We start from the raw sequence: 20,893 nt of genomic DNA on the forward strand, positions 1-20,893 counted from the left end.
CTCAGGCTGGTCGCCGATCCGGCTGTGCGTTACCAGGACGACTTCACTGCCATCGACATGGCGGCGAGCCTCGACTGCCCGCAACTGCTGCCTCAAACCTGAAAACCCCGGCAATGGCCCACCTCACCCAAAACCCGGCTGCTCCGGCAATGCACGCCAGAAAGCCCTGCTGCGCATAGCCGGCCACACACTCGACGTGCGCAACCTACTGAGCTGGCTCTGGACCGCCGCACGCTGCGGGCCTTCATGGCGCCGCGGCCGGTCAGCGAGAGGTTCTACCGCGCGGCACCGCGCATCAAGTCGAGCGAAGTGGTGCCGGAAACGATCGACGCCAATGTCGCGCTGGCGCTGTTGCTGGCCGAGCCGCTGCTGATCCGCCGGCCGCTGATGCAATGCGACGAGCGCCGCATGGTCGGCTTCAATGCGGCCTTGGTGCACACCTTGATAGGGCTCGGCGCGCAAGCACCGGCCCCGGACATGCCGTACGAAGGCTGCGCCGCAATGACGGACCACAGCTCGCACCAACGGGCGATCCGCTTCGCCCCATCCACCTGAAACGGAGATCTGATCACTATGCCCCTGTACGACTACCGCTGCGCGGCCTGCGGCCACGCATTCGAAACGCTGGTGCGCGCCGGCCACACGCCCGTCTGCCCGCAATGCGGCGGCACCGCGCTGGACAAGCAGGTCAGCGCGCCGGCCTCGCCCGGCAAGAGCCGCGCGATCATCTCCTGCGCGCGGCGTCAGGCGGCGCGCGAAGGGCACCTCAGCAACTATTCGCCGGCCGAGCGCCGCAAGCTGCTGCGCTGAGCCCAACGGGGAATCGCGCTGTCGATGTAGATGAGCCTCGAGGGCGCCTACGGGATGGCACTCAGTCTCACCGTCTTCATGGCCGGCACGCTGGATCAGGCCACCGCCGACAGCCTGCTGGAACGCGCGAAGGGCATCTGCCCGTATCTCGACGCGTGGCTTCGCAACATTGCGTCAGCACGGCCGCCCTCGCGCTCGCGCGCTTCGATGACCACGACGGAAACGTCCTGCGCATGCAGTACGCGCGCCAGCGCGAGGCCGCGTAGACCCGCGCCGACGATGGCCACGTCGACCACCAGCGATTCGACCGCGGTCATCTCGCCGCTCAGACGAAGTCAGCAGTTCGATGGTCACCGGCTCTTCGGCCAGCACGGCTTGACAGGCGAGGCGCAACTTGGAGCCGACGCCGACGAGCCTATCGAGCTTGTCGTTTTCGAGCCGCTCGATCTTCGACAGGCTTTTGCGCCCTTCCTGTACGAACAGATGGCAAGATCCGCAGTCGGCCTTGCCGTTGCACTTGTGCTCGATGCTCTCGCCTACGGCGAGCAGTGCCTGCAGCAGGGTCGCGCCGGCGGCAACGTCGTAGGTCTTGCCCGAAGGCAGTACGGTCATTGTGGTCATGACGGCGATCTTGATAAAAGGCTACGGATAAAGAACGATGAATAGCGGTCACGCTTCACGCGGCCAGTGCGGGTTGCAAGGCATCCACCAACGCTTCGGCGAACCCGCCCAGCGGCATCGCGATGCACGTGATGCCCTGCTCTTCGAGAAAGCGCGCCTCCATACGCGTCGGTTCGTCGGGCAGCACGGCCCAGTGCATGTCGGAGGAGCGCTTCATGATCTGGCGCGCGAAACTGCGTGTGAGCTGGTCATCGAAACGACAGCCCAGAAACAAAAAACTGCGACCGCTGCGCCACGCCTGCACGGCGGGCGGAATGGGCGTCTGGATATCGATCTCGGTCATGACTTCGACGAAGTCGCTTTCAGAGACCAGGTAGTTAGAGGCCGGCGCATGGCCGCCGATCGGCTTGTAGAGCAGCGCGCCCGAGGCCGGCACGTCATCCAGCAACGCGCCGTCTGCGCTATAGGCCGCGAACCAATGGCCGAAATGCTCGGCCTGCGACAGCCCCTGCAACTGCGCCCAGCCGCCCTGCAGCCGCGCCTGCGCCAGCGCGCAGGCGAAGGTGTCGTCGTCCCAGCTGTCGATAACCAGCCCGGCGCCGATCGCCGCCAGCGCGCAATGCAGTGCCGACGGCGTCGGCGTCATGGCGAAGGCCTCATTCATGACGCTCACCCGCGACTTGCGATGCTTGAAGTTTTCGATGAACTGCGCCGCCTGGGTCAGCCGGGTGCGGATCTTGTGCAGCACGCTGACCTTGGCCGTGATGATTTCGGCGAGCGCGAGCGGCGTGGCAGGGACGGCCGTATCGGGGCACAGCGCGAGCAGCGCTGGTCCCAGGTACGGAATGACGCCGCCCGCACACAGGCGTTCGGCGATGGTCTGGACTGAAACGGTCATGGAGTGCGCCTCACAGATAAATCGCGGCGCCGGCGCCCACGTTGGTCGCGGTGTCTTTCAGCGTCTTGACGATGTACTTGACCTGGTCGGTGTCGAGTAGCGTGTGCAGCGGCAGCGCCAGCGCGCGATCGCCGATGCGCTCGGTGTCGGGCAACAGGCCGCTCTTGCGGCCGATCGCATCGCCCGCGTTCATGTAGTGGAACTGCTGATGCAGCGGATGGCTGTAGGCCACCGTTTCAATGCCGCAAGATTTCATGTCGTCGATCATCTGGGCGCGCGCGCTCTGCGTAAAACGCTTGCCCAAATGCACAACATAGAGCATCCAGTGCACTTCTTCGACGTCCCCGGCCACGTAGGCCGGCTTGATCCCTTCGAAGCTTTGCATCTCTTCGTGATACCAGGTCTCGACCTGCTTTCGCTGCGCGAGGCGCGTGTCGAGTTCGGCCAGTTGCGCGAGACCGAGCGCGGCGGTCAGATCACTGATGCCCGCCTGCAGCGGCACCCGCGAGCCGACCGAGACGGACGCGCGGTCCGTGACGCGCCGCTCGCGCAGATAGCGCAGTTCATGGACGAGTTCGTCATCGTCGGTGACAAGCATGCCGCCCGCTCCTGTGCACAGCGCGGACGGGCTGGAGAAGTCGAACACAGATACGTCGCCGAAACAGCCCACGTTGCGGCCCCGGTAGCGCGAGCCCAACGCCTCAGTACTGTCTTCGATCAGCCGCAAGCGCTGCGCGTCGGCCAGTTCGCGCAGCAGCGCCCACGCGGCCGGGTGGCCGTTGGTGTTGCCGGCGAGGATCGCGCGCGTGCGAGGGCCAATCTTCTGCGCGGCTTTTTCGGCGCTCAGACAACCGCTCCAGTAGTCGATGTCGGCGAACACCGGCACGGCTCCCGCCAGCGTGATCGCCTGCGCCACCTGATGCCAGGTGTGCGACGCGCAGACCACCTCGTCTCCCGGGCCGATCCCCGTCGCGCGCAACGCAATCCAGGTGGCGAGCGTGCCGCTCGCGACCGCGACCGCATACTCCCGGCCAACCCAGCCCGCAAACGCGCGCTCGAACGAATCAAGCATCGGCCCGTCGTTCCAACGCGAGGATTGCAGCACCGCGTTGACGAGATCGATCTCGCGCGCCGCGCAAGCCGGTTCGCTCAACGCGATCTCATCGATTTCCATGCGCCTTGTCCTCAGTCAGGATCAACGCATCGGCCTCTTCAGGCCGCTGCGTGATGGACCTGTAATACCCGGCCAATATCGTGAAATAGATACTGCGCACACCGAACCGGAGCGCTGCTGTCTGGTCGCGCATCACCGTTGCGCTGACATGCATTGTGCGCACCTCGGGATAACGTTCGTGCCATTGCGCGGCAGCGTCGCGTAGCGTCGGTGCCGTGCGGAGCAGGTCCGCCGCGAAGTCCAATTGCTCGGCGTTCAGGCTCATCTCACTCCTCCACGCCAGTAATGCGCCGCGCTTCGACCGTGATGGGCAGTGGCGTATCGTCGGCCATCGCGGGCAATCCGAGTTGCCAGCCGTTCGCGAGCGTGACGAGACCGCCCCACATCCCGGGCTGCGCCATCGCGACAATGGGCTCTTCCAGGTCCTTCTTTGGCACGTAGGCGCTCAGCGCGCCCTTGCTGTCCTTGCGGATTATGACTTTCATGGTTGCGGACTCCGGAGATTGATGACAGGTTCAAACCAGGTTCAAGCGGGATGCGCTGCTTCCTCCAGCAAGGGACGAAGCAACGGCGGCAGATGGGCGAGCACGTACTCAATATCCTGCGCCGTAGTGATTTCGCCGAGCGACAGCCGCACCGCCGCGTGCAGCCAGCGCACGCACCAGCTTCAGGTGCGCAGCATGTTCGATCGCGCTGAATACGCCACGGTGCCGGCCCTCCGGCGCCGCCGCGTGCAGCCCGCACACGGCCAGGTGATTGGCTTCGGTGGCGCCGTTGGCGAAGCTCAACTCTGCGGGCTTGCAACCGAGCGCTCGCGCGATCGTCGCGCGGGCCGCAGCGAACGTGCCCTTCGCCTGCTGACCGACGGCATGCTGCGACGACGCGTTGCCCCACACATCCGTCAGGATGGACAGCATCGCCTGCCACGGCGGAGGCTGGCGGCATGGTCGCGTTGTGGTCGGGATAGATCGTCGCCCGGCTCCATTAGTTTGCTTCACGGCCAGAACACGCGTTCGCGATCGATGCACAGCGTGTCCAGCAGCTCGGCCAGATCGGTGCTCTCCTGCTGGGGCATCCATCGGTGCGACGCATGATCGCGCGCGCTCAGGTGCCACATACCGTCTTCATCGCGGGTGAGCCAGGCTATGTCGATCATCCCGCCATTCGCGTCGACATTGCGGGAGCAGCACGGGCTCTCGACACGGAACCCCTGCCCATCGCGCAGCACGCGCGGCTGCACATAGCGGTAGCGGGTACGCTCGCGCAACGCTTGCTCGATCTGGCGCTGGGTCAGGTCGAGCGGGCGGCCCGCGCGCAAACCGTCGCGCGGCGGCGCCGCTTCTGGCGCGCTCGCCTGAGCCGTCATGACATGGCTCCTTCTTCGGGTAGCAGGCCGGCGGGTGCGGGCGCAATTTCATTCTCCGTGCATCCGACGACACAGTTGCCGAACTCCACCAGATAGACCGGCTCGCCGCTCTCAATCACCTGGCCGACGTTGACGATTTCGCCGACCGTACCCGCCTCGGCCAGACAATCGTCCTGGCCGCGCTCCGGAAAGCTGCCGTCGTTGCACAGGTCATCCAGCGCGATCACGCGCATGCCCCACTGATAAGCAGGCTGAACCGGTTCGATACTCATGCTGACGGCTCCTGCGGTTGCGACGTTTCCGGCTGGACCCGCGTGCCGATCTTGTGCAGCGCTTCGGCCCGCTCGCCCAGGCCTTGCAGCACGTCGTCCGGCAGGTTGTCGAGCGTGCATAGCTCTTTCGCGCGCATGCCGACACGGTGGCCGCTCTCGACGAAATCCACCGCGTAGATATAGAACTGCTGAAGGAACGTGTCGATGCTGGTGACGTAGCCGATCTCGCCCTTGTTCACCAGCACTTCGCCGATGTCTTTGCCGTTGTACGTACCGTCGTTGCGGATCACCGAGCGTGCGATCACGCGCTCGCCGTAGTTGAAGCGCGGGGGAAACGCGACCTCGATCAGGTCGTCGTCGCGGTTGATGTCAGCCATGCTTCACTCCTGCTGATCGTTGCGTCTGTCCGGTGGTCATCAGGTTAGCGACCTCGCCCGACTGCCGGCGCTGCCGCGCGAGCGCGCGCACCTCTTCGTCCGCGTCATCCACCAGCGACGCCACGATTTCGCCAGCGGCGCGCCGCGCGACTTCCCAGCGCACTCGCCAATCGGGATCGAACGCGAGGCGCGATAGCAGCGTCGCGGGCAGACGCTCGGCGACGATGCGGCGTACCTCGGCCTCGCTGTCGTCGGTAATACGCAGCAGCGCAGGCATCTCAAGACGCTCTGCCAGTCGCATCCGGACTACGCGATCAGGGTCGCCGATCATCTGCGGCAGCAGCGCGAGCGGCAGACGCTGCGCCACCCATTCGCGCACGCCGTAGTCGGAATCGCCCCGCATGCCGACCAATGCAGCAGGCGACAGGCGCTGCACCACGAGAATCCGCACCTCGCGATGTGGATCGTGGATCAGGCGCGCCAATTGCGCCTGCGGCAATCGCAACGCGAGCTGCAGCTGGACCATCTCGTCCGGGTCACCGAGCAATGCGGGCAGACAAAACACACCGGCGTGACTCGCTGGCCCGCAACCGTGCTCCGCCGGCAACTCGCGGAACCGCACATACCCGCAGCCGGCGCAGTCGAGCGGGCCGCCCTGCCAGTGGCGCGGTGCAATGTCGCCGCCTGGTACGCGCACGTTCTGTACGCTCATGGTTGCGTCCCCGTCCAGCCGCGCGTCGGATACTCACTCAGCGCATCCATTGCATCGTCGGACCCGACGCCGGTCTCATGACGATCCAAGACCTGCGAAAGCAGCGCGCCCCCCACCCGGTCTTCGGGATCGAGCCGGCGCAATTCGCGCAGTAGCATGCGCGCTTCTTCAAAGTCGCCGAGACGCATGTTGAGGTACGCGAGGCCTTTCAGAGTGAACAGATAAAAACGCGCGGCCGCGTCATAACGCGTGGTCACGATCGCGGCAGCAAGCGGTTCGTCGCCGAAATCTGCGCCCAGCGCGGTGCGGGCGACCGCCAGCGCGTCTTCGCCGATCGCACGCGCCTGCGCCAATTGATGGCCGTAGAAGTAAAAACGGTACAGCGCGATCAACGGCACCGGATGGCGCGGCGCGGCGGCGCGGGCGCGTTGCAACAGCGCGAGCGCCTCGTAGGGGCGCTCGCGCAACCGACCCGCCTCGGCGATCAATGCATTGACGCCTGACGGCAACCCGCCGCCAATCGCCCTTTGCGCAAACGCGGTCATTGCGTCGTCGAGGGCACGGTCGCCGAAGTCCATCGCCATCGCTCCTCTTCAGGAGATCTGACGCGGCAGCGGCGGCCGCCCGCGGCCAATCGCGCTGACATCGATGGTCGCCAGGCCCGGCGGCGCCGACTCCGCACTGCTGCTGCAACCACAACCGGCCTGGCTCGGATTGAAGAAGATCAAGCCGGACTGGGTTGGCGTGTCGGCGAAATCGATCGTTATGCCTTCGAGCATCAGCCGGCTCTCAGCCGGCAGGAATACGCGCAGGCCGTTGATGTCGAGTTCCTGTTCGCCTGGTTGCAGCGCCGGCTCGGCGGTGAATTCCGCGGTATAGCCGGAACAGCCGCCGGCGCTCACCACCAGACGAAAGCCGGCGCCAGCCGGCAGGCCCGAAAAGCGCACGATACGACGCATGAACTTCTCGGCGGCGCTCGTAACAGTTACGTTGGACAGCATGATGCGTAGTCTCCTGATGGATCAATGGCCGGCCCGGCCACGAGCCAGACTCAAACCTGAACGATGCAGCCGTCCACGGGACACACGGCGACGCACTGCGGGTCGTCGAAGTGGCCTTCGCATTCGGTGCATTTCTTGGGGTCGATCGCGAACACGCCGCCTTTCTCGATGATCGCGACATTGGGGCATTCCGGTTCGCAGGCCGAGCATCCCGTACAGGTGGACGCAATAATCTTCAGAGGCATGGAGGCTCTCCTGTTGTCCTGTCTGGAAGGGTGTGGGGTTGTCACGCCGCTGAGGCTGACGAGGTGTAAGCACCCTGGCGGATCGAAGCATCGCCGCGGTCCCCGTGCACGATGACGCCGCTGGCGATGCGACTGCGGTAGTCGTTGAACCAAGCAAGCACCGCTTTTTCGATAAATTCGCCGACGTACTGATCGACCGGCTCGATGCCCGCTTGTGCAAGTTCGTCCTTCGGGCAGGCGCCGATCTTCGCGACCAGCACCGCGTGGCAGTCGTGGAGCGCGCGCACGACCGACGGTAGTTGCTCGTCGTCGCCGTATCCGCCCCGGCAATACAGGTCCACCCGGCGATGGCCGACGAACAGCGCTTCGGCTGCCGAGACCTCGAAGATCTGAAACTCCGTGACGTGGCCGAAGTGCTCGTTGACCCGGCCGCCGCCCTTCGTTGCGACCGCGACCAGCACCTTAATGTCGTCGGCGACGTCGATCTCGCGAGAGACAGCCAGCGCTTCTTGCTTCGCGTCGTGCTGCGCCTGACGCTCGGCTTCGACGCGCTGCTGGTATTCACGGCGGCGGACAAGGTCGTAGACCACTTCCATCTGCTCGATCTTGTCGAGCGTGAAATCCTCGCTGCGGTCCTCGCCCAGCAGGCCAACCGCATCCGCGCGGCACTGGCGGCAATGACGCATCAGGTTGGCGCCGCCCATGCAGGCGTCCTGCACGGCCTTGAGTTCCTGCGCAGTCGGTCCGCGCTGGCCGCTCAGGCCAAAGTGAGTGCCGTGCTCGGGCTCCGAGATCAGCGGCATGATGTTATGCAGGAACGCGCCGCGTTTCTTGACGTCGCGATTGACCTCGATCAGGTGCTCCTCGTTGATGCCGGGAATCAGCACCGAGTTGATCTTGGTCAGCACGCCGCGTGCGGTGAGCATCTCGAGACCCTTCATCTGCCGGTCATGAAGGATGCAGGCTGCTTCGTAACCGGTCACGCGCTTGTGCTTCCAGAAAATCCACGGATAGATTTTCTCGCCCACCGCCGGGTCGACCATGTTGATGGTAATTGTCACGTGGTCGATGTTGTACTTGCAGATTTCGTCCACGAGGTCGGGCAACGCCAAGCCATTGGTCGACAGGCACAGCTTGATGTCCGGCGCCTGTTCCTGCAGCATCCGGAACGTCTCAAAGGTCTTCTTCGGGCTCGCCAGCGAATCACCGGGACCGGCGATGCCAAGCACCGTCATCTGCGGAATCTCGCTTGCGACCGCCACGACCTTCTTCACTGCCTGTTGCGGCGTTAGCTTCTGAGAGACCACGCCGGGACGCGACTCGTTCGCGCAGTCGTATTTGCGGTTGCAGTAGTTGCACTGGACGTTGCAAGCCGGCGCCACCGCCACATGCATGCGCGCATAGTGATGATGGGCTTCTTCCGAGTAGCATGGGTGATTCTTGACCTTCTCCCAGATGTCCGGCGGCATGTCGTCGAGACTACCCGACGCGCCGCAGCTGGTCCTACCCTCGCCACCGTGCGTGCCGCAGCCGCCACCCGTGGACGGGTCTTCGATCTTCACGCCGACCGATTTAATCTGCCCGACGCTGATGTAGGCCGCTGCGGGCAAGTCGCTCGCATTTGAACTCGCTTGCATGGATATCTCCTCGCAACCAACGGCGGCCGCGCGCAAGCCATAGAGCCAGATCCATGCCACTCGACAAGAACGCCAGGAATCAACGGGTTAGGACATATTTCGCAGTTCTGTTTGATCCCGGCGCGCGACGTATCCCTACAATTTCGTTGCGTCGTGTCGGTGTTGCGACAAATCTCACACGACCCGGACAGCATGTTCCGAACCAGCGAAATGGACCCGCACAAACTGGGCAGGCGAAGCATTATCTATCCTCGCCAGATCCGGCGAACCTCAATAGAGCATTTACGCAGCGCATCGCCCATCTGCCGGGGTGTGATTCCCAGCAAGCGCGCCGCCTTCCTGGACCAAGCCGCAGCGTTCCATCGCCTAGTTCAATCGTTCGCGTTCACCCTCTGGCTTCCCCGGCTTGCGATGTCGCGAACGTGTGGTCGTCCGCCACTAGATCCAGATCAGCGGTAGCCTCAGTGGCCGCGCTGCCAGATCAGACAGCCGGTGCCGACGCCTTATCCGGATCATGATGCCCGTATGGCGGCTGCCACGACGGCACTTCAGCGATCGGTATTTCGCCCAGAGGCGCGGGACGCCCAGCTGAAAGAGGCCGCTAGAGCCCGAAAATCCACTGGCATGCAAGTTGCCCTGAAGGTCGCATTACCCCGCTTTTAGGAGCCTGCGATGTCGGATTTCCAACGCGTCAGTACCGGCCTCCATCCGCGCGGCGCCAACCCGGTGCATCTGGATCATGCCGCCACCACGCCGGGCGATCCGCGCGTGATCAGACGCATGCTGCCTTACCTGACCGAGATGTACGGCAATCCCGCCAGCCGTTCGCATGCCTATGGCTGGGTCGGCGAAGAAGCGGTGGAACTAGCCCGCGAGCAGGTCAGCTCGCTCGTCAACGCGGACCCGCACGAGATTGTCTGGACCTCCGGAGCGACGGAATCGAACAACCTCGTGATCAACGGTGCCGCGCACCTTGATCGCGCCAAAGGCAATCCCCTGGTGACGCTCACGACCGAGCACCAGTCGGTGCTCGGCGCGATGCTCGAACTTGATCGCGATGGCTTCGAGGTCACAGTGTTGCCGGTGCAAGAAAGCGGTTTCGTGGACCTCGCCGTGTTCGAAGCAGCGCTCCAGCCGGGCGCCGTGCTTGCGTCGGTGATGTTCGTCAACAACGAGACGGGCGTGATCCAGGACATCGCCGCAATCGGCGCGCTCTGCCGAGCCCAGGGCATCCTGCCGCACGTGGATGCCGCGCAGGCCGCCGGCAAGGTGCCGATCGATCTCGCCGCTCTGCCGGTCGATCTGATGTCGTTCTCGGCTCACAAGATGGACGGCCCCGCAGGCATTGGCGCGCTGTATGTGGGGCTCCGGCCGCGCATGCGGATCGCGTGCCAAATGCACGGCGGCGTCCACGAGCGCAGCATGCGCTCGTGGACGTTGTGCACGCATCAGATCGTCGAGGAACTGCCATTGCCGCCGGTCGAGATCCACTGCTCGATTCTCGCCGAGCACGCGATCAAGGCGGCCGTGTCTGACTTTCGCTCGCGCCAGACGATTCGAGGCGCAGCAGCCGACGACCTGTAACTCGCCGAGCAACCGACCTGCTCTTCTAGCCCGAAGTGAGTCCATTCAAGCCTGAGAGGAACCTCCATGGAAACGCTCGCCCAACCGGCTTCCGCCACACTCGGCGTCATGCCCGGCCTACTCGAATTCACGCCTCAGGCCGCTGCGAAAGTGGCCTCGCTGATCGAGGAAGAAGGCAATCCCAACCTGAAGCTGCGGCTGTACGTGTCCGGCGGCGGCTGTTCGGGCTTGCAGTACGGCTTCGCGTTCGACGACCAGGTGGCGGACGACGACATGCAGATCGTGACGGACAGCGTCACGCTGCTGGTCGATTCGATGAGCCAGCAATACCTGCCCGGCGCGCGCGTCGACTATGAAGACGGCCTGGAAGGTTCGCGCTTCGTCATTCACAACCCCAATGCGCAGAGCACCTGTGGCTGCGGCAGTTCGTTTTCCGTGTGAGGCAATCATGAAAATCTCACTGACTGGCGCCTCCCGACGAGGAGAACGACCAGTTCGACAATGCGTGAGGCCTCGACGTGCAACCGCGTCTCGCGTGCTGCGTGAAGCTGCGCGACGCCGACCTGACGATCGAACAGCCGCCACATACGCGCGAGCTCGCGCGTGAGCATTGGGGGCATGCGTCCTTAGCGCTGTGCGGCCTCTTCAAGCGCCATAGCGGTCATCGCCGCGAGCGCATAGCCGCGCTGATAGCCGCCGCCTGTGTTTATCTTCCCGCATCGCCGTTGCAATGGATAGCCAATCCATACAGCGTTTGCATCGCGCCGACCGCGTCCGCACGTCCTGGCTGACCACGCCCATCGCATCGCATCGCTTTCTGCAGCGCCGTGTTCATCGCTACACCTGGCTGTTCGAAACACGACATTCGCGACAGGTCTTCGTTGGTACCGCTTCATCACAGCGCCAGCGAACACCGGAAAGCCCCGCGGCAAGCGGCTATTCGCACTAACCGTGCATGGCGCAGTACTTGCAAACCGTATGATCAAATGCCTAAAGGACAACTTCCCGTGTCGAATCCGATCATCAACGACACCACACTGCGCGACGGCGAACAGACCGCTGGCGTCGCATTCACGGTTGCCGAAAAATGCGCGATTGCCGAGGCGCTCTCAAGCGCCGGCGTACCCGAACTGGAGATCGGTATCCCCGCGATGGGTGCCGAGGAAATCGATTGCATCCAGACCATCGTCGCGCTGAATCTCGACGCCGATCTGATGGTCTGGGGCCGCCTCACCGACGCGGACTTGGCGTCGGCCTTGTGCTGCAATCCCGACATCATTCACCTGTCGATCCCCGTGTCCGATATCCACCTTCAACACAAATTGCGCCAGCCGCGCTCGTGGGTGCTCGCGCAGGTGAATCGCGTGGTCAGCGCCGCCGTCAAAAGCGGCCGCAAGGTTTCGCTGGGCGCGGAGGATGCCTCGCGCGCGGACCCCGCGTTCCTTGCCGACGTGGCGCGGCACGCGCAACGGTGCGGTGCGCAGCGCATCCGCTTTGCGGACACGCTCGGCGTCCTCGATCCTTTTTCGACCTATGAAGCGATTGCGCGATTGCACGACGCGGTCGATCTGGAAATCGAAATCCACGCGCACAACGACCTCGGACTCGCAACCGCGAACACCCTTGCCGCACTGCGCGCCGGCGCAACCCACTCCAACACCACTGTCAATGGTCTCGGCGAACGCGCCGGAAATGCCGCGCTGGAGGAGATCGTGATGGGCGTGCGCCATATCATGGGTCGCAACACCGGCGTCGACACGACCGCGCTGTTGAGCATCTCGCGGCTTGTCGAACGGGCTTCAGGACGCCCGGTCGCGCTGAACAAAAGCATTGTCGGCGCCAGCGTATTCACGCACGAGTCCGGCATCCACACAGACGGGCTCGCGAAGAATGCATCGACCTACGAGAGCTTCGATCCCGCCGAACTCGGTCGCGAACGCTCGGTCGTGCTCGGCAAGCATTCGAGTTCGCAAAGCGTGCGCCGGGCTTATGACGCGCTCGGTCTGGCCGTCAGTGAAAAGCTGCTCGTGCTGCTGCTGACCCGTATCCGCCACCATGCCACCCAGCATAAGCAAACGCCCAGCGCCGCCGACCTGTATCGCTTCCTGATCGAGTTGCGCTACACCGTCGGAGAATTGTCATGAGCGGCGCTGTGGTCGGCTTCACGAAGTGCGTCGCGCAACCCGAACAGTCGGGCACGACGACGCCGTGCGCCACCAGCGGCGCCTGCGACAAGTACTTCGCCGAGCCGACGTTCTGTCCACACCTATCCTCATCCGCTTGCAAGGAGTAAACGTGATGGAAAGCTTTGTCCAGCAACTCAAGGCGCTGTCCTCAGCCGAGGACTTCCTGCAGTTCTTCGGCGTTCCGTTCGACCAGAAGGTCGTCAACGTGAGTCGACTGCACATCCTGAAGCGCTTCTTTCAGTACATCCAGCAGCAGGACGCGCTGCCGGAAGGCGACGAACCCGCCCTGTTCGCGTCATATCACGCGCTGCTGCTGAAGGCTTACGGCGACTTCGTCACCTCCACGCCGGCGCAGGAAAAAGTGTTCAAGGTGTTCCGGGACACAAATGGACGACAGCACGTTTCACTCGACAGTCTGCGCGCGTCGCTGCCCGCGCGCACCCTTGCCTGACAGGTGGAGCAAGACCATGCACATTGTCGTCTGCATCAAGCAGGTCCCGGACTCGACGCAGATCCGCGTTCATCCGGTCACCAACACGATCATGCGCCAGGGTGTTCCGGCGATCGTCAACCCGTATGACCTGTTTTCACTCGAAGAGGCGCTGCGACTGAAGGACCACTTCGGCGGCAAGGTCACGTTGCTTTGCATGGGCCCGCCGCAGGCCGAGGAAGCGCTGCGCAAGTGCATCAGCTTCGGCGCGGACGACGCCGTGCTGCTCACCGACCGTGCATTCGCTGGCGCGGATACGCTCGCTACGTCGTACGCGCTGGCAGCGGGTATCCAGCAGATCGCGAAGGAGCAGGCGGTGGACATCGTGTTCACTGGCAAGCAGACGATCGACGGCGACACCGCGCAAGTCGGCCCCGGTATCGCCAAACGCCTCGGGCTGCAACTGCTGACCTACGTGTCGCGCATCGTCGAGACCGCTCTCGACGCGCGCACGATCACCGTCGAGCGCCGCGCCGAGGGCGGCGTGCACGTGCTCAGGACTGCGCTGCCGTGCCTGATCACAATGCTGGAGAACACCAACGAACTGCGTTTTGCGACGCTGCCCGCGATGATTCATGCGGCCGGCTACCCGGTGCGCAAATGGAACTGCGAACAGGCCGGCATCGAAGACCTCAGCAAGATCGGCCTGAAGGGCTCGCCGACAGCGGTCAGAAAAGTCTTTGGACCGACGCCGCGCAGCGAGAAAGCGGAGATGCTCGAGCTCGACGCATCGAGTCTGCGCGACGTGTCGGTGAACCTGCTGCAAAAGATCTTCACGCGCCATCCAACCCTGGAAGCTGACCTGCTGATGAAGGAGGGGTCATGAACGCACCCGCCGCCCCCGCGAAGAAACCCGTCGGCCGCGCAGGACGCAACCTCGAACTGCCGGAACACCTGAAGGCCTACAAAGGCGTCTGGGTCTTTATCGAGCACGACCGTGGACACGTCCACAGCGTCTCGTGGGAACTACTCGGTGAAGCGCGCAGATTGGCCGACACGCTCGGCAGCCGAGTGGGCATCGCGGTGCTCGGCGGCGCGAATGAACCGCTCGAACAGTTCGCCGCAGAAGCCTTCACTTACGGCGCGGACGATGCGTACATCGTCCACGACCCGGTCTTGCAAGGCTATCGCAACGAGCCGTTCACGAAAGGGCTGACTGACCTCGTCAACCGGCATCAGCCCGAGATCCTGCTGCTGGGCGCGACGTCGATGGGCCGAGACCTCGCCGGCTCCGTAGCGACGACCTTGCTGACCGGGCTGACCGCCGATTGCACCGAACTCAACATCGATCCCGCGTCGCGGGCGCTGGCGGCGACGCGCCCCACCTTCGGCGGCTCGCTGTTGTGCACGATCATGACGCTCGCGTACCGTCCGCAGATGGCGACGGTGCGCCCGCGCGTGATGCCGATGCCGCTGCGTGACGCCGAACGCACCGGCAACATCGTCCATGGAACGCTGGGGATGATCGAGACGGACATCGTCACGAGGCTGCTCGACTTTATCCCGGATGCGAGCAGCAACCGGATCAACCTTCCCTATGCCGATGTGATCGTGAGCGGCGGCAAGGGGTTGAAGAGCCCGGAGAACTTCCAGCTGGCGTTCGAACTGGCGAACGTGCTCGGCGGCGAAGTGGGTGCGACCCGGCCATGCGTGCAGGCCGGCTGGGTCGAGGGGGAGCGCCAGGTGGGACAGACCGGCAAGACGGTGCGGCCCAAGCTCTACATCGCCGCCGGCATATCCGGCGCGATCCAGCACCGCGTGGGCATGGAAAGCGCAGACGTGATCGTGGCGATCAACACCGACCCGAACGCACCCATCTTCGATTTTGCACACTACGGGATTGTCGGCAATGCGTTGCAAGTGTTGCCCGCGCTGAAGCAGGCTTTTGTGGAGCATTTGACCCGACGCCGCGAGCAGGCTGCCTGAGGAGAATCACGATGAGAAAACCTTCACAGTTCGATGTGGTTGTGGTCGGCGCCGGTCCGTCCGGCAACGCTGCCGCTTACACGATGGCCAAGGCAGGTCTGGAAGTGCTGCAGATCGAGCGGGGCGAATATCCGGGCAGCAAAAACGTTCAGGGCGCGATCCTGTACGCGAAGGCGCTCGAAGAGATCATCCCGGACTTCCGCGACGATGCGCCGCTGGAGCGCCACATCATCGAGCAGCGGATGTGGATGCTCGACGATACGTCGTTTGTCGGTACGCATGTGCGCAGCGAGGATTACAACAAGCCGCCCTATAACCGCTACACGATCATCCGCGCGCAGTTCGACAAGTGGTTTTCATCGAAAGTGCGCGAAGCCGGCGCACTGCTGCTCTGCGAGACCACGGTGAAGGAACTGATCATGGACGGCGACCGGGTGGTCGGCGTGCAGTGCGACCGCGAGCACGGCGATGTCTATGCCGACGTGGTGGTGCTCGCCGACGGCGTGAATTCGACGCTCGCGCGCAAGGCGGGCTTTCATGGAGAGATCGGGGCCGGCAACGTTGCGCTCGCCGTCAAGGAGATTCTCTTCATGCCAGAGGAGACGATCCGTCAGCGCTTCAACGTCGGCGAGGACGACGGCGTCGTGATCGAGATGGTCGGCAGGATCACCGACGGCATGATGGGCACTGGCTTCCTCTATACCAACAAGGAATCGCTCACCATAGGCGTGGGCTGCATGCTGAGCGACTTCAAGAAAAACCCCAACCGCACGAGCCCCTACGTGCTCCTCGAAAAGATGAAGCAGCACCCGTCGATCGCACCGCTGATTGCGGGCGGCGAGATGAAGGAGTATTGCGCGCATCTGATTCCCGAAGGCGGTTTTCACGCAATCCCGCAGGTCTACGGCAACGGCTGGATGATCGTTGGTGATTCAGGCGGTTTCGTGAACGCTGCGCACCGAGAAGGATCGAATCTCGCGATGACCACGGGACGCCTCGCCGCCGAAACGGTGATCCACGCGAAAGCCGCGGGCCACGGCTACCGCGCCGGCACGCTCAAGGCCTACAAGGCCGCGCTCGATCAGAGCTTCGTGATGAAAGACCTGCACAAGTACCGCGACATGCCGGCCGTGCTGCACCAGAATCCGCAGTTCTTTACGACCTACCCCGACCTCGTGGCGCGCGCCGCGCGCACGATGATCACAGTCGACGGTAAGGACAAGAAAAGCAAGGAGCGCGAGATTTTTTCGAGCTTCCGCACAGCCCGTTCGCTTTCCGGCATCGTGGGTGACGCCTACAAACTCCTGAGGGCCTTCCGATGAGCACCCTACCCGTCAACGTAGAGGAAAAGCTGTTCCAGAACCGTTATCGCGTCGATGCAGGACGGCCGCACGTCCACATCAAGGATGCCGACGTCTGCCAGAGCGAATGCACCGCGAAGAGTTGCACCTTCGTCTGCCCGGCCTCGTGCTACAAGGCCGAAGGCAACGGCGCGGTGACGCTGATCACCGACGGCTGCCTCGAATGCGGCAGTTGCCGCATCCTTTGTACCGACCACCAAAATATCGAGTGGGACTACCCGCGCGGTGGTCACGGCATCCTGTTCAAGTTCGGTTGAGGAACATCGTCATGGCCGGACCAGAACGACATGTGTTTGCTTGCGCCGAGAACCGGCCGCCGCCGCATCCGCGGGGCGCCGGGCGGCAAGGGCTCGACCGCGCTGCTGAAGGCCTTCTGGGCGGAACAACAGAAACGCCAGGCGCCCGATACAGTCGCGATCACGTCTTCGGGGCTGTCTCGGCCCGTGCGATCAGGGCGCGCACGGGCTCGTCTATCCCGACGCGGTGCTCTACAGCGGCGTGACGATGGCCGACGTGGAGAAAATCTTCACGCGTCACCTCGAAGGCGGCGAACGGGTGCAGCGCCTCATCCCTGCGGAGACGGTGTGGTGAACCTGCTGTCCGGGGTCGGGTCGAGTCGACCGAACTGTTCGGCGGCGAGGTGTCGGCCGCCGTGCGGCGCCTCATCGAAGGCCTGCACGGCGCGCCGGCCGAGCAGATCGTCGCGGTCCTGTGGAGCGTCACGCTGACGTCTCCGCAAAGCCTTGCCGCCTACTATCTGCTCTACAAGTTCCATGCCGGACGCTGCGAACTCGATAGGCAGAGCACGCGGCCCATCTGGGACTAATAGCATCTGCGCATGCCGCCGGGTTGAATGAGAACTGGCGGATGGTACAAGCCGGCGACGCGAACTTCCACGCGCCCGGTCCCGCCTGCTTCTGGCTGTTCACGCTAAAGGCGCTCGCCTTCATCGGCCTGCGGCGCGGCGAACGCGAAACCGCCACACAGTTGGTCGCACAACTACGGCAGCTCGATCCGGCGGATCACATCGGCTTCGGCGCAGTGGAAGCGTTGCTGCAACGGTCCGTCTGAGGAGAAGCACGATGTCCAAACAGCCCGCCATCGCATCGTTGGCCGACGACAATCTGGCAGCCGGCGTGGCAGCAGTCGACCGTGCGCTGACCCTGCTGGCTTCCTTCGGCAACGGCACGCCCGTGCTGTCATTGAGCGCGCTCGCGGAACGCACGCGCGTGTAAAGAGCACCGTGCTGCGCCTGCGCGCGTCGCTGGAACATGCGCATCTCGTGGTACGTCGCGCCGATGGCTGCTACGTGCTCGGGTCCGGCGTCGCAAGGCTGCATGCCGTCCATGCGCAATCGTCCTCCAGCGAGTCGCTGGTGATGCCCGTGCTGCAGGAACTGGTGGCCGCAACCCGTGAAAGCGCCGCGTTTCACGTACGTCAAGGTGCGCAACGGCTATGCCTGTATCGCGTCGACTCGCCACAGCCTGTGCGAGATCACATCCGCGTGGGCGAGCTACTGCCGCTGGATCGTGGCACAGGAGGCCGGGTGTTGCAAGCCTACTGCCATGAGGGCAACGAGGCACTCGGTCAACAGATCCGCCGCCAGCAGGTCATCGCCTTAGCAGGAGACCTCGATCCGCAATTGACAGGTATCGCCGCGCCGGTGTTCGGCCCGTCCGGGCAACTCGCCGGTGTCATTACGCTGACCATGCCCCGCGAGAGACTGGACTCCGGGCGGAGATAGTGAGGAATTCCGGGCGAATTCTCACACGATACCTTGGCGGAATAAAGCCGGGCCAGGTAGACGGGTAGTGATGCGTGAGGAACAAACTTGCGTTGTTAATCGCTTTTACTGAATGTCTTAATGTTGGCCATTGCGGCCAGCCGCCGTCGATCCCAACTTCGACTCAACGAATGTCAGTACATGGACGCCGCCAGTTTGCCAACTTTTCAATCGATGATGATGGGTAGGTAGATTGCAACCGTACATTCGGACTTTCAAGGTGGCTGTGCCGCTGAGCCTGACGGGTTTCGCTGGTCGGTTCCTTGTCGCTTTCGCGCACTCGACGGTGCTCGGACATTCCCGGCTTTGCCGACCACGCTCTAACCTGTCGTGCCATCCACGATCGTGATCGTGCCAACGTCCACGTCAAATCCAGATTTGACTTGTCAGAGCCATTCGCCTCAGTCGCGATGTCGCGGCCCCGACACGCCGCAAGTCAGGCAGTCCTTTCAGAGACGCTTGATCTCGACACCGTATTTTCTCAGCGCGTAGCCAATCTGGCGCGGCGTCAGTCCAAGCAGCCGCGCCGCCTTTGCCTGCACCCAGCCGGATCTTTCCATGGCGGCGATGAGACGCTCGCGGTTGGTCATCTTCGCATCACTTCCGAGGACTGCCCCACCAGCCGTTAACGGAGCCCTCTCGCTGCCGACAGGCTGGACCGCAATTGCGCCCGACGTAACAGCCTCAACCCGAGGCGTAGCCGGCTTCCCGGGCACTGGTACGATTCGCCCGGGCTGCAGCGCGATTTCGTCCGATCCGCTCTTCCACAGCAGCGCGGACAGGCACTGGCCGTGGCAGCAACCAAAGTCGTTTCTCACGATCGCTGGTCCCGGCGCCAAGGTCGCGCTTCGCTGCACGCAATTTTCGAGCTCGCGGACATTGCCGGGAAAACCGCAGTTCATCAATACTTCAATCGCACTCGCATCGAAGGTCAGGGTACGGCCGTTCTCGCTGTTGAAATTCTTGAGAAACTCAACGGCGAGGAGCGGAATATCACTGCGCCTTTCACGCAACGGCGGCAGCAGCAAGGGAACCACGCTGATGCGATAATAAAGGTCGGCGCGGAACTCGTTCCTTGCCACCGCGTCTTCCAGGTTCTTATTCGTGGCGGCAATCACGCGAACATCGACCTTAATGGTCTGGTTGCTGCCGACTCGCTCGAATTCTTGCTCCTGCAGGACGCGCAGCAGCTTTGCCTGGAACGAGGCCGAGATCTCGCCGATCTCGTCCAGAAACAGCGTCCCCTTGTCGGCGAGTTCGAAGCGCCCCTTGCGCGAATTGAAGGCGCTGGTAAAGGCACCCTTCTCATGACCGAACAATTCGGATTCCAGCACCGTCTCAGGGAGCGCCGCGCAATTGAGCTTGATGAAGGGCCGCTTGGCTCGCGGCGACAGCTCGTGAAGGGCCTTGGCGACCAGCTCCTTCCCGGTACCGGATTCCCCGCGCAAGAGAACTGTGCTGTTCGATTTAGCTACCACCGCGATCTTCTCGAGCAGGCCGCGCAGCGCCGGGCTGTCGCCAATGATCCCCTCGACCTGAAACTTCTTACGCTCCTGTGCAGGGTACTTGAGCTCGGACAATTGTTTTTGCAGCCCGTCCCTCCCCGCCATCAGTCGGTCGCGGTCGCTCTTAAATAAGCGATGCAGCTTCACCGTCTGCCCCACTAGGTTGGCCATCATGGAAAGCAGCTGCACGTCGTAATCGAGCCGGAGATTCGCCCCGTTATCCAGGATGCGGTCGATGGTCAGCGTGCCCACGACTTTTGCGTCGATGCGAATAGGAACGCCGATGAACGACACTCGCACGTTGTCGGAAGCACCGAGCACGCCCATGTCGGCGGTACTGAAGCCCGAATGCACCGCTACGTCTTCGGCGACGAGCGGCCTGTCCGTCGCCATGATCTGGTCAATTGCCTTCTGCGGCAGGCGCATCCGGTAGCGCTCATCGCTGCCTTCGCCCCAGCCGGCACCAACGGTAATATCCGGTACGCCATCATCGTCGAAGAGAGAGACGATACCGAGCCGCATCTGCACAAACGATTGCAGGAGATCGACGACGTTGGCCAACATGACTTCGAGCCGGCAGGGGGCGGTGAGTACCTTCGATATTTCCAAGATGCCGGTAAGCGCGCTCTCGTACCACTGCACAATAGGGACCGCGTGGTCCGTCTCGGACTTTGAGATACGCCTTTCGCGTACGGAAGCGATATGCAGCATGACGACGTCTCCGTTGTTGGGGCCATCCTCCCTGTCACCTTGTTCGGATTTACGAGTATTGTGTTGCATATCATCCTCGATCTCGCGCCCAATTTCACGGACTGACTTCAAGAGATAACGTCTTTTCATGGCAGGGCGGTGAAACTATAGTGCCTTGATTTGCCTATTTTCTCCTCTTGCCATCTCGCCGCGCGGATTCCGCCAAGAACGCGAGTCCAATTGATGTCGCTCAAA

28 protein-coding genes and 4 pseudogenes are annotated in these 20,893 nt (G+C 63.4%); 16 read left to right on the top strand and 16 right to left on the bottom strand.

Translation table 11 applies throughout. The features are described 5' to 3' along the window. Positions 1 to 246: 246 nt before the first annotated feature. Both BJG93_RS23395 and BJG93_RS23400 read left to right on the top strand, forming a co-directional pair. The gene (locus BJG93_RS23395; protein ID WP_231337498.1) at positions 247 to 555 is read left to right on the top strand and encodes an ArsC/Spx/MgsR family protein; all 309 of its coding nucleotides are present in this window, start codon (positions 247 to 249) and stop codon (positions 553 to 555) included. Between the two features lie 18 nt (positions 556 to 573). Then, positions 574 to 810 carry an FmdB family zinc ribbon protein gene (locus tag BJG93_RS23400; RefSeq protein ID WP_018423182.1) on the top strand — a complete coding sequence of 79 codons (237 nt, stop codon included), beginning with the start codon at positions 574 to 576 and terminating at the stop codon, positions 808 to 810. A 333-nt stretch (positions 811 to 1,143) separates the two neighbouring features. On the opposite strand, the pseudogene BJG93_RS23410 reads toward BJG93_RS23400, so the two are convergent. The 15 genes and pseudogenes from BJG93_RS23410 to BJG93_RS36480 all read right to left on the bottom strand — a co-directional run. Then, a pseudogene (locus BJG93_RS23410) lies at positions 1,144 to 1,431 on the bottom strand (2Fe-2S iron-sulfur cluster-binding protein); the annotation flags it as partial. A 55-nt stretch (positions 1,432 to 1,486) separates the two neighbouring features. Beyond that, complete coding sequence (locus BJG93_RS23415; RefSeq protein ID WP_231337499.1) at positions 1,487 to 2,329, bottom strand: SIR2 family NAD-dependent protein deacylase; 843 nt, start codon at positions 2,327 to 2,329, stop codon at positions 1,487 to 1,489. 10 nt (positions 2,330 to 2,339) lie between these two features. Beyond that, positions 2,340 to 3,503 carry a DegT/DnrJ/EryC1/StrS family aminotransferase gene (locus BJG93_RS23420; RefSeq protein ID WP_231337500.1) on the bottom strand — a complete coding sequence of 388 codons (1,164 nt, stop codon included), beginning with the start codon at positions 3,501 to 3,503 and terminating at the stop codon, positions 2,340 to 2,342. Beyond that, entirely contained in the window at positions 3,490 to 3,768 is a 279-nt protein-coding gene (locus BJG93_RS23425; protein ID WP_231337501.1) for a hypothetical protein, read from the bottom strand. Before BJG93_RS23425 ends, BJG93_RS23420 begins: the two co-directional genes overlap by 14 nt. Position 3,769: 1 nt before the next feature. Then, complete coding sequence (gene nifT / locus BJG93_RS23430) at positions 3,770 to 3,988, bottom strand: putative nitrogen fixation protein NifT (RefSeq protein ID WP_027196579.1); 219 nt, start codon at positions 3,986 to 3,988, stop codon at positions 3,770 to 3,772. Positions 3,989 to 4,096: 108 nt separating this feature from the next. Next, complete coding sequence (locus BJG93_RS23435) at positions 4,097 to 4,420, bottom strand: aminotransferase class V-fold PLP-dependent enzyme (protein ID WP_231337502.1); 324 nt, start codon at positions 4,418 to 4,420, stop codon at positions 4,097 to 4,099. Between the two features lie 77 nt (positions 4,421 to 4,497). Continuing rightward, positions 4,498 to 4,869 (bottom strand): DUF3024 domain-containing protein, encoded by a 372-nt coding sequence (locus BJG93_RS23440; protein ID WP_231337503.1) that lies wholly within the window; start codon positions 4,867 to 4,869, stop codon positions 4,498 to 4,500. Further along, positions 4,866 to 5,141: a nitrogen fixation protein NifZ gene (locus BJG93_RS23445; protein ID WP_071336673.1), complete on the bottom strand. Its 276-nt coding sequence runs from the start codon at positions 5,139 to 5,141 to the stop codon at positions 4,866 to 4,868. The genes BJG93_RS23440 and BJG93_RS23445 overlap by 4 nt, the downstream gene beginning before the upstream one ends. After that, positions 5,138 to 5,518: a nitrogen fixation protein NifZ gene (locus BJG93_RS23450; RefSeq protein ID WP_027193760.1), complete on the bottom strand. Its 381-nt coding sequence runs from the start codon at positions 5,516 to 5,518 to the stop codon at positions 5,138 to 5,140. The genes BJG93_RS23445 and BJG93_RS23450 overlap by 4 nt, the downstream gene beginning before the upstream one ends. Next, positions 5,511 to 6,230, bottom strand: coding sequence for a 4Fe4S-binding leucine-rich repeat protein (locus BJG93_RS23455; RefSeq protein ID WP_231337504.1), 720 nt, complete (start codon positions 6,228 to 6,230; stop codon positions 5,511 to 5,513). The genes BJG93_RS23450 and BJG93_RS23455 overlap by 8 nt, the downstream gene beginning before the upstream one ends. After that, complete coding sequence (locus BJG93_RS23460) at positions 6,227 to 6,808, bottom strand: hypothetical protein (protein ID WP_231337505.1); 582 nt, start codon at positions 6,806 to 6,808, stop codon at positions 6,227 to 6,229. Before BJG93_RS23460 ends, BJG93_RS23455 begins: the two co-directional genes overlap by 4 nt. 15 nt (positions 6,809 to 6,823) lie before the next feature. After that, positions 6,824 to 7,231 (bottom strand): HesB/IscA family protein, encoded by a 408-nt coding sequence (locus BJG93_RS23465; RefSeq protein WP_071336675.1) that lies wholly within the window; start codon positions 7,229 to 7,231, stop codon positions 6,824 to 6,826. Positions 7,232 to 7,281: 50 nt separating this feature from the next. Continuing rightward, on the bottom strand, positions 7,282 to 7,476 hold the full coding sequence (locus tag BJG93_RS23470) for a 4Fe-4S binding protein (RefSeq protein ID WP_027193764.1): 195 nt from the start codon (positions 7,474 to 7,476) through the stop codon (positions 7,282 to 7,284). Between the two features lie 41 nt (positions 7,477 to 7,517). Next, positions 7,518 to 9,113 carry a nitrogenase cofactor biosynthesis protein NifB gene (nifB, locus tag BJG93_RS23475; RefSeq protein ID WP_231337506.1) on the bottom strand — a complete coding sequence of 532 codons (1,596 nt, stop codon included), beginning with the start codon at positions 9,111 to 9,113 and terminating at the stop codon, positions 7,518 to 7,520. A 245-nt stretch (positions 9,114 to 9,358) separates the two neighbouring features. Next, positions 9,359 to 9,515: pseudogene (locus BJG93_RS36480) on the bottom strand (helix-turn-helix domain-containing protein); the annotation flags it as partial. Positions 9,516 to 9,785: 270 nt separating this feature from the next. Between BJG93_RS36480 and BJG93_RS23480 the strand changes: the two are divergent. From BJG93_RS23480 to BJG93_RS23540, 14 genes and pseudogenes are all read left to right on the top strand, one after another. Next, positions 9,786 to 10,571, top strand: a pseudogene (locus BJG93_RS23480) (aminotransferase class V-fold PLP-dependent enzyme); the annotation flags it as partial. A gap of 12 nt (positions 10,572 to 10,583) precedes the next feature. Continuing rightward, positions 10,584 to 10,697, top strand: a complete 114-nt coding sequence (locus BJG93_RS23485; protein ID WP_231337596.1) for an iron-sulfur cluster assembly scaffold protein — start codon at positions 10,584 to 10,586, stop codon at positions 10,695 to 10,697. Between the two features lie 66 nt (positions 10,698 to 10,763). Beyond that, positions 10,764 to 11,138: an iron-sulfur cluster insertion protein ErpA gene (gene erpA / locus BJG93_RS23490; RefSeq protein ID WP_027193766.1), complete on the top strand. Its 375-nt coding sequence runs from the start codon at positions 10,764 to 10,766 to the stop codon at positions 11,136 to 11,138. A 77-nt stretch (positions 11,139 to 11,215) separates the two neighbouring features. Further along, entirely contained in the window at positions 11,216 to 11,488 is a 273-nt protein-coding gene (locus BJG93_RS36485) for a hypothetical protein (protein ID WP_407675303.1), read from the top strand. A 216-nt stretch (positions 11,489 to 11,704) separates the two neighbouring features. Next, positions 11,705 to 12,841 (top strand): homocitrate synthase, encoded by a 1,137-nt coding sequence (nifV, locus tag BJG93_RS23500; protein ID WP_027193768.1) that lies wholly within the window; start codon positions 11,705 to 11,707, stop codon positions 12,839 to 12,841. After that, entirely contained in the window at positions 12,838 to 12,990 is a 153-nt protein-coding gene (locus tag BJG93_RS23505; protein ID WP_154671662.1) for a hypothetical protein, read from the top strand. Before nifV ends, BJG93_RS23505 begins: the two co-directional genes overlap by 4 nt. 5 nt (positions 12,991 to 12,995) lie before the next feature. Further along, a complete protein-coding gene (gene nifW / locus BJG93_RS23510; RefSeq protein WP_027193769.1) occupies positions 12,996 to 13,334 on the top strand; it encodes a nitrogenase stabilizing/protective protein NifW in 339 nt (112 codons plus the stop codon). Positions 13,335 to 13,350: 16 nt separating this feature from the next. Then, the gene (locus BJG93_RS23515; RefSeq protein ID WP_027193770.1) at positions 13,351 to 14,199 is read left to right on the top strand and encodes an electron transfer flavoprotein subunit beta/FixA family protein; all 849 of its coding nucleotides are present in this window, start codon (positions 13,351 to 13,353) and stop codon (positions 14,197 to 14,199) included. After that, on the top strand, positions 14,196 to 15,299 hold the full coding sequence (locus tag BJG93_RS23520; RefSeq protein WP_027193771.1) for an electron transfer flavoprotein subunit alpha/FixB family protein: 1,104 nt from the start codon (positions 14,196 to 14,198) through the stop codon (positions 15,297 to 15,299). The genes BJG93_RS23515 and BJG93_RS23520 overlap by 4 nt, the downstream gene beginning before the upstream one ends. Before the next feature lie 11 nt (positions 15,300 to 15,310). Further along, a complete protein-coding gene (locus tag BJG93_RS23525) occupies positions 15,311 to 16,621 on the top strand; it encodes an FAD-dependent oxidoreductase (protein ID WP_027193772.1) in 1,311 nt (436 codons plus the stop codon). Then, positions 16,618 to 16,917, top strand: a complete 300-nt coding sequence (locus BJG93_RS23530) for a ferredoxin family protein (RefSeq protein WP_027193773.1) — start codon at positions 16,618 to 16,620, stop codon at positions 16,915 to 16,917. Before BJG93_RS23525 ends, BJG93_RS23530 begins: the two co-directional genes overlap by 4 nt. A gap of 395 nt (positions 16,918 to 17,312) precedes the next feature. Next, positions 17,313 to 17,486 (top strand): hypothetical protein, encoded by a 174-nt coding sequence (locus tag BJG93_RS36260; protein WP_322786928.1) that lies wholly within the window; start codon positions 17,313 to 17,315, stop codon positions 17,484 to 17,486. A 41-nt stretch (positions 17,487 to 17,527) separates the two neighbouring features. Continuing rightward, positions 17,528 to 17,731, top strand: a complete 204-nt coding sequence (locus tag BJG93_RS36265) for a hypothetical protein (protein WP_322786929.1) — start codon at positions 17,528 to 17,530, stop codon at positions 17,729 to 17,731. 11 nt (positions 17,732 to 17,742) lie between these two features. Continuing rightward, a pseudogene (locus tag BJG93_RS23540) lies at positions 17,743 to 18,472 on the top strand (IclR family transcriptional regulator). Positions 18,473 to 18,892: 420 nt separating this feature from the next. Here BJG93_RS23540 and nifA read toward each other — a convergent pair. Further along, positions 18,893 to 20,728, bottom strand: a complete 1,836-nt coding sequence (gene nifA, locus BJG93_RS23545) for a nif-specific transcriptional activator NifA (RefSeq protein WP_051374168.1) — start codon at positions 20,726 to 20,728, stop codon at positions 18,893 to 18,895. Between the last annotated feature and the right edge of the window lie 165 nt (positions 20,729 to 20,893).

It is taken from the genome of Paraburkholderia sprentiae WSM5005 (assembly GCF_001865575.2).
In the GTDB taxonomy this organism is placed as follows: domain Bacteria; phylum Pseudomonadota; class Gammaproteobacteria; order Burkholderiales; family Burkholderiaceae; genus Paraburkholderia; species Paraburkholderia sprentiae.